Raw genomic sequence first — 6,185 nt, 5'->3', positions numbered from 1 at the left:
ACATGCCCCTTCACCCCTGAGGCCCTGAGCATCGCCGCCGAGACCGGCATCACCGCCATACACCGCGGAGTGCTGGAGGAGTGGAGCGCCGGGGAGCCGCTGAGGGTTCTGGAGTAGGCGCGGCGTGACACACGGAGGCCCGAAGCCGCAAGAGAAGGTTGCGGCTTCGGGCCTCCGTCATGCTACTGAGTTGCTGCAAGTTACTCAGTCAGCGCAGCTCCTCCGGCGGCGTCCGCTCCCCGTCCACCTTCTCCACCCGCTCCAACTCCCCCCCACACACCACATACCGGTACCGAGACGTGAACACCGGCGTGCAGGTCGTCAGCGTGATGTACTTGCCGGCCTTGTTCTTGCCGGATTCCTTCGGGATGGGCGAGAGCACCTTGACGTTGTACTTCGAGGTCTCGGGCAGGACGGCGTAGACCTTGTAGACGTACCACTTGTCCTTCGTCTCGAAGACGATCGGGTCGCCCTTCTCGATCTAGTCGATGCAGCGAAACCTGACAGCGATGGCCTTGACCATGTCGTGGCGCACACTGTCCTCGTCTCACTCTGCGGAGTTGACTGGACAATGGCCCGGTCCGGGCGACGCTGGCCAGCCTGCTCGGCCAGCGTCCACCCGTTCTTCCCCCGCAGTGGAGCGATCAGTAGCCTCAGCTGGTTAGTGCGTGCCGCTCCCGGGGAGGTCGCCCGATCTGACGCCCGTCAGGACCAATCGCGGCAGGAGTTGAGCTTGGTGTCGCCTTCGAAGCGCGCCACCTCGACCCCGGTGGCCCAAATGCCATTCGAAGTCTGGGCTGTGGTGCTGAGGGTCAGGGTGTTGCCCGAGCCCGAGGTGAGGGAGTGCCACTTCCACGTCGTGACCGCATCGGTCCCGACCGCCTTGGTGAGGAGGCGCACCCGCACGTGGTGCCCGTCGGCGGACGTGTCCGAAACCGACAGCGAGATCTTGAACTCGTCGTACATCCAGTTGTCGCCCGAGGGGTAATTCGCCCCCATGCTGCCCCTCGCCCCGGTCGTCGAGCAGCTGGCGGTCCCCTCCGCTGCGGATGCCTGACCGGTGAACGCGACCGTGAGCACAGCGGTCGCGGCAACGGCGGTGGCTATGCGCGTGCGAGTTCTCATATTGCTTCTACCCTTCGGTCGCCGGTGGCCCGATCCCCCTCGGACGGTGGCCTCCCGGTGATCGACGCCGATGGTTCCCTAAGCCTTGATCAAATTCAAGTACATGTCGAACAGTTGATCGACATTGGGCCAGTCCACTTGTTGTTAGCGGATAGTTCAGATCTCTGCGAGCGAACAGGGGAACCTGCGCGCCACCGACGCCCCCTCCGCTGGCACGTTCACACCAGTTTCGAACAAATGATCCCTCCGCGGTTGGCTCAATGCCGCCCAGCCGTGAAGACCGACCGAACTTGGAGGGACCATGAAGAAACCCGACAGGGAAGCGACGGAAAACATGCACGTTCCGGGTGCTGCCGCACGTGCGGATTCGGCGTCTGCGCTGGTGGGAGCGATCCGAATCGGCGCACAGGTGCGCACGGATGAAGTACGACGGCCTTTCGGTAACCGGCCCATACGGCGGCCGAAAATGATCTATCTGGCAGGCCGACGAATGCCCGAAGGCGCTCAGCGCAGCTCCGCCGGCCGCGTCCGCTCCCCGTCCACCTTCTCCACCCGCTCCAACTCCCCCCACACCACATACCGGTACCGAGACGTGAACACCGGCGTGCAGGTCGTCAGCGTGATGTACTTGCCGGCCTTCTGCTTGCCCGACTCCTTCGGGATGGGCGAGAGGACCTTGACGTTGTACTTCGAGGTCTCGGGCAGGACGGCGTAGACCTTGTAGACGTACCACTTGTCCTTCGTCTCGAAGACGATCGGGTCGCCCTTCTGGATCTTGTCGATCTTGTGGAACTTGGCGCCGTGGCCGTCACGGTGCGCGGCGAGGCTGAAGTTGCCGTTCTTGCCGCTGGTGGGGAGGGCGGCCTTGACGGGGTCGACGTAGTAGCCGGCGACGCCGTCGTTGAGGATCTTCGAGGTCGTGCCCTTCTCCACGAGGATCTCGCTCTTGCTCATCGCGGGGACGTGCAGGAAGCCGATGCCGTTCTTGCTGTCGAAGGCGACGGGGCCGGAGTCGCCGTCACGGGCCCAGGTGTCGCGGACCTTGTCGGCCTGCTTGTCGGCCTCCCGGTCCGCGATGACGTTCGTCCACCACAGCGAGTAGACGACGAACAGACCGAGCACCAGGCCCGCCGTGATGAGGAGCTCACCGAAGACACTGACCGCCATGGCGATCCGCCCGGGACCGCGGCGGCGCGGGGCGGGCGCGGATCCGGGCGCGCCGGTGCGCTCTGCGTGCTCGGTGTCGTCAGTGGTCGCTGCCACGTTCATCCGCCCTTACGAGACGAGCGCATCCGGCTTCCCCTTGCTGCGCGGCCGTTCCTCGACCATCTTGCCCCAGACGATCATCCGGTACTTACTGGTGAACTCCGGCGTGCACGTCGTCAGCGTGATGTAGCGGCCCGGCGCGGTGAAACCGCCGGCCTTGGGCACGGGGTCCAGCACGCTCACATTGCTCGGCGCAGTCACCGGCAGGATCGACGCCATCTTGTAGACGTAGTACGTGTCCTGCGTCTCGACGACGATCGGATCGCCCGGCTGAAGTTTGTTGATGTACCGGAACGGCTCGCCATGCGTGTTGCGATGCCCCGCCAGCCCGAAGTTACCGGTCTTCGCACTGGGCATCGCCGTCTTCAGCGCGCCCTCGGCGTAGTGGCCGACCATCCCCTTGTCGAGCACCTTCTTGTTGCTGATGCCCTCGGCGATCGGCACCACCACGTCCAGCTTCGGGATGTACAGAAGGGCGAAGCCCTGCCCGGGCTCGAAGGTCCCCGGGGCACGTTTACCGCTCGCCCAGTCCTGCTGGAGGTTGCTCGCCGCCTTCCCGGCCTGCGCATGCGCCCGGACGTTCGTCCACCACAGCTGGTAGGTGACGAACAGCAGCATCAGTACGCCGGTGGTGATGAACACCTCACCGATCGCCCGGCTGGCCATGACACCGGCGCTCGGCTTGTTCGCCCGCGCCCGCCGACGAGCCTCCACACGCGACAGCGGCCGCTCGTCCTCCGCCTCGGCCGACGACGCCGCCTCCCGCGGCTCCCGCGCCCCGCCATGCCGCCCGTGACGGCGCTTGGCTGCCTTTCTGCGGGCCGCTCGGCCACCCGGGGCGGGTCCGGTGGCCGACGGGGCAGAGAAAGCGCCAGAAGCCGATATGGACGCGCCGCCGGCTGCCGGAGGCGGATCGGGTATCCGCAGGGCGACGGTCTCCTCATCGACGGGAGGCAGAAAGGCCTCACCGCCCGGCGGTATGGAGGGTCCGTCCACAGGGGTGTCATACGCGGATGCGTCGACGGGCGTGCGATACGAGGCGTCATCGACGGAAGCCTGATACGACGGCGCGTACGGCTCCTGCGCCGCATAGGCCTGCGTTTCCTCCACCCCGTAGGCCTGCGTCTCCCCGGCTCCGTAGCCCTCCCGTACTCCTTGGCCGTACGTCCCCTGCCCGCCCTGCCAGTCCTCGCCCTGCCAATCCTCGAACGCACCCGGCGCCCCGTACGGCTGCTCGCCGTACGAGGTCCCCTGGTCGCCGGCGTTGCCATAAGCGGCCGCGCCGGACTCGCGCTCGGGGCGCAGGGCGGTCACGCCGAGGCCCTGCCCACCACCGGGGCGAGCCCCGCCGACCTCGCCACCGCACCCTGGTCGCCGCACTCCACCAGCCAGTTGGCCAGCATCCGGTGACCGTGCTCGGTCAGCACCGACTCGGGGTGGAACTGCACACCCTCGACCGGGAGTTCACGGTGCCGCAGGCCCATGATGATGCCGTCGTGGGTGCGGGCGGTGACCTCCAGCTCGGCCGGGACCGTCTCCGGCTCCGCCGCCAGGGAGTGGTAGCGGGTCGCCGTGAAGGGCGTCGGCAGGCCCGCGAAAACGCCCTCGCCCCGATGCTCGACCAGCGACGTCTTGCCGTGCAGCAGCTCGGGCGCACGGTCCACGACACCGCCGTACGCCACCTGCATCGACTGCATACCGAGGCAGACGCCGAAGACGGGCACCCCCGTGGCGGCACAGTGGCGGACCATGTCCACACAGACCCCGGCGTGCTCCGGCGTGCCCGGGCCCGGCGACAGCAGCACCCCGTCGAAACCGTCCTGGGCGTGCGCCGTAGACACCTCGTCGTTGCGCAGGACCTCGCACTCGGCGCCCAGCTGGTACAGGTACTGGACCAGGTTGAAGACGAAGCTGTCGTAGTTGTCGACGACGAGAATGCGCGCGCTCACTGGTTGTCCACCGTCACATCGTTGAAGGGAAGCAGCGGTTCAGCCCACGGGAAGACGTACTGGAAGAGGACGTAGACCACGGCCACGACCAGCATGAGCGAGATCAGCGCCTTCACCCATGCGTTCCCCGGCAGATGCCGCCAGATCCAGCCGTACATGCCGTCCCTTCCGTCGCACCACGGCACCAGACTCACGCCGTACCCGCACCAGACTAACGGCGCAGGGCCTCTGGTTTCCCGGCCTCCACAGGCTGGGTGGAGTCGAGATGAGCCCAGACGATCAGCCGGTGACTGCTTCCCCACTCCGGATCGCAGGTGGTCAGCGTGAGATAGCGGCCCGCACGTGTGTACCCCGATTTACGTGGCACAGGATCGATCACCTCAACGTCGGTGGGAACGGTTTTGTAGGGCCCTTTGTCGATCCTGTACGTGAACCACGTCGCCCCGTCCGTCAGCACCACCGCATCCCCCGCCCTCAGCTCGGGAAAGTCCTTGAACGGGTCTCCATACGTGCGCCGATGCCCCGCGACCGAGAAGTTGCCCTTCTGACCGAGCTGGGCGGTGCGCGCGTAGTGGCCGAGGCCCTTCTTGAGCGTGCCGGTGGCGGTGCCCTCGAGCACGGGCTTGTTCCACGTGAAACCAAGACGCGGGATGTACATGATCGCGAAAGGCTTGCCACTCTCGTACAGCGCCGGCTCCGCCGGGGCGGCCGAAGCGCCGGGGGCCGCCGACGGCGCGGGCTGCACCGCCCCGCGCGCCCACTGCTCCTCGAGCTGGTCGATCTGGTCGCCCATGACGTTGTCGGCCTTCACGCCGATCCAGAACAGCACATAGACGACGAACAGGACTATCAAGGTGCCTACGGTGATACAGAGCTCGCTGACAGTCCTGACGACGACACGCACCGGCAGCTCCTGAACAGACTCACTCCACGGGCTGGGCGTACTGCAGATCCACTGTGCCCGAGTAGCCGGGCAGAGTCACCGCCCCGTCCTCCTCGACTTTCCAGCCGAGCCCGTACACGTTGACGTACACCATGTAGTTCTGGATCGCCGGAGACGCGGTGAGCGCCTTCTGCAGCTTCTCCGGGTCCCCGACCGCCGTGATCTTGTACGGCGGCGAGTAGACGCGGCCCTGAAGAATCAGGGTGTTGCCCACACACCGCACGGCGCTGGTGGAGATCAGCCGCTGGTCCATGACCTTGATGCCCTTGGCACCGCCCTGCCAGAGGGCGTTCACCACGGCCTGGAGGTCCTGCTGGTGGATGACCAGGTAGTCGGGCTGCGGCTCGGGATAGCCGGGGAGCTTGGCCGTGGCGTCCGGCGGAGCGTCGTTGAGGGTGACCGTGATCGCCTCACCGGTGAGCTTCTGGGTACCCGCGTTCTTCTCCAGGGCGGCCAGCCTGTCGTCCTCGGCCTTGCTGCTGCCGTCGTCCCGCTCGGCAAGCGCGTCGATGTCCTCCCGCAGGCCCGCGTTGGATTCATCCAGCTTGCCGTTGTTGTGGCTGCGCTCCTGAATCAGGTCGGACAGCTTCAGCAAGGAGTCATCCGTGCGGATATTGGTGCCTTTGGCAGTATTGAAACTGGTGAAGAAAATGAGCCCCGCGAGAGCGAACACACCCGCTGTGAGCACCCGCACCGGCCGGAAACGGCGTCCGCGGGCAGGGCTGGATCCCGTCCCGGGGGAGTCGGCAGAATTGCTCAACGTACCCTTATCTCCTTCGGCGCCGCGGAAGCACTACGCTAACGGACGCCCGGGGGAGCACTAAGAGTCCCCTTGTACGCTGCCCCGGAGCCCGCCCCAGTTCCCTGCGCGGCCACGCAGCGCATCGACAGGAGAGACCCTC

General features: G+C 66.5%; 7 protein-coding genes and 1 pseudogene. All 8 read right to left on the bottom strand.

The genetic code is table 11. The annotated features are described in order from the left end of the window. Positions 1-208: 208 nt before the first annotated feature. Positions 209-490: pseudogene (locus AB0I98_RS17130) on the bottom strand (sortase); the annotation flags it as partial. A gap of 215 nt (positions 491-705) precedes the next feature. Beyond that, positions 706-1,125 carry a hypothetical protein gene (locus tag AB0I98_RS17125; RefSeq protein ID WP_362941789.1) on the bottom strand — a complete coding sequence of 140 codons (420 nt, stop codon included), beginning with the start codon at positions 1,123-1,125 and terminating at the stop codon, positions 706-708. A 504-nt stretch (positions 1,126-1,629) separates the two neighbouring features. Beyond that, entirely contained in the window at positions 1,630-2,388 is a 759-nt protein-coding gene (locus tag AB0I98_RS17120) for a class E sortase (RefSeq protein ID WP_362941786.1), read from the bottom strand. 12 nt (positions 2,389-2,400) lie between these two features. Beyond that, complete coding sequence (locus AB0I98_RS17115) at positions 2,401-3,705, bottom strand: class E sortase (protein WP_362941784.1); 1,305 nt, start codon at positions 3,703-3,705, stop codon at positions 2,401-2,403. Further along, on the bottom strand, positions 3,702-4,340 hold the full coding sequence (locus tag AB0I98_RS17110) for an aminodeoxychorismate/anthranilate synthase component II (protein ID WP_362941782.1): 639 nt from the start codon (positions 4,338-4,340) through the stop codon (positions 3,702-3,704). The genes AB0I98_RS17115 and AB0I98_RS17110 overlap by 4 nt, the downstream gene beginning before the upstream one ends. Continuing rightward, positions 4,337-4,534 carry a hypothetical protein gene (locus AB0I98_RS17105; RefSeq protein WP_210573855.1) on the bottom strand — a complete coding sequence of 66 codons (198 nt, stop codon included), beginning with the start codon at positions 4,532-4,534 and terminating at the stop codon, positions 4,337-4,339. The genes AB0I98_RS17110 and AB0I98_RS17105 overlap by 4 nt, the downstream gene beginning before the upstream one ends. A gap of 17 nt (positions 4,535-4,551) precedes the next feature. Beyond that, positions 4,552-5,244, bottom strand: coding sequence for a class E sortase (locus tag AB0I98_RS17100; RefSeq protein ID WP_362941780.1), 693 nt, complete (start codon positions 5,242-5,244; stop codon positions 4,552-4,554). 19 nt (positions 5,245-5,263) lie between these two features. Continuing rightward, the gene (locus AB0I98_RS17095; RefSeq protein WP_362941778.1) at positions 5,264-6,043 is read right to left on the bottom strand and encodes a DUF881 domain-containing protein; all 780 of its coding nucleotides are present in this window, start codon (positions 6,041-6,043) and stop codon (positions 5,264-5,266) included. Positions 6,044-6,185 lie beyond the last annotated feature (142 nt).

The organism is Streptomyces sp. NPDC050211, assembly GCF_040656035.1.
Lineage (GTDB): Bacteria > Actinomycetota > Actinomycetes > Streptomycetales > Streptomycetaceae > Streptomyces.
Note: the sequence above shows the minus strand (reverse complement) of the source record. Positions and strands in the feature narration are given on the sequence as shown.